This is a genomic window from Streptomyces sp. NPDC054847 (genome assembly GCF_053610925.1).
Map to the genome: position 1 here is coordinate 1 of NZ_JBSGZJ010000808.1, position 1,045 is coordinate 1,045.

A 1,045-nucleotide genomic window follows, 5' to 3' on the forward strand; every position below is an offset into this window, starting at 1 on the left:
GCCTAGAAGACGCTCACGCCGTACGCGCTCAGCGCCTCGGTGACGGGCTGGAAGAACGTGGTGCCGCCCGAGGAGCAGTTGCCGCTGCCGCCGGACGTCAGGCCCAGAGCCGTGCTGCCCGAGAACAGGGCGCCGCCGCTGTCGCCGGGCTCGGCGCAGACGTTGGTCTGGATCATGCCGTACACGACGTCGCCGTTGCCGTAGTTGACGGTCGCGTTGAGGCCGGTGACCCGGCCGCTGCGCAGACCGGTGGTGCTGCCGCTGCGCTGGACGGTCTGGCCGACGGAGGCGTTGCCGGCGCCGGTGATGTCGCGGTAGCTGCCGTTGTAGAGGTAGACACGGCCGTCCGCCGCCGAGGCGTTGGAGTGGCGGATGATGCCGTAGTCGTTGTTCGGGAAGCTGGAACCGGTCCGCGTGCCGAGCACCGTGGTGTTGGCGGAGTTGGTGTACCAGGTGGAGCCGATGTTGGTGCAGTGACCGGCCGTCAGGGCGTAGTAGGTGCTGCCGCTGCGGACGTTGAAGCCGAGGGAGCAGCGACCGCCGCCCGCGTAGATGGCCTGGCCGCCCGCGATGAGCTTGCTGAAGGTGCCGGGGGTGCGCTTGATCTCGAGGACGCCGGCGCGCTCGCCCGCCGCCTTCTTGATCTTGGCGATCTCGGCGGCGGAGACGGTGGAGTCCGCCGTGACGACGACCTTGCCGGTCTCCTTGTCGGTGTACCAGGCGGTGCCGGGCACGTCGGCGCCGAGCACCGCGTCGTCGGCCTGGGCGAGCTGGGCCGTGGTGGCCCGCGCGGAGTCGGCCGGGTCGGCCAGCGCGGACGGGGCCGCAAGCGCGGAGGCGGCCACGAGTGCGGCGGCGACGGCGGTCAGCCGTGCGGCTCTCGAGACGCCGGTGAGGGGGGCGAAGCGCTTGATCTTCACTGCATCCTCCGGTGGGGGATTCCGGGGCCCGCTGGGTGGGCGGGCCCGTCCAACGCCGGCTGCCGGACCGTGACGGAACGTTCAACGTCATGATCCTGACAACCGCCGCGGAAGGAATCCTGCGG

1 protein-coding gene is annotated in these 1,045 nt (G+C 71.4%); it reads right to left on the bottom strand.

From position 1 onward, the window contains the following. Window positions 1-2: 2 nt before the first annotated feature. Window positions 3-920: an alpha-lytic protease prodomain-containing protein gene (locus ACWGH4_RS35380; RefSeq protein ID WP_441264628.1), complete on the bottom strand. Its 918-nt coding sequence runs from the start codon at window positions 918-920 to the stop codon at window positions 3-5. Window positions 921-1,045 lie beyond the last annotated feature (125 nt).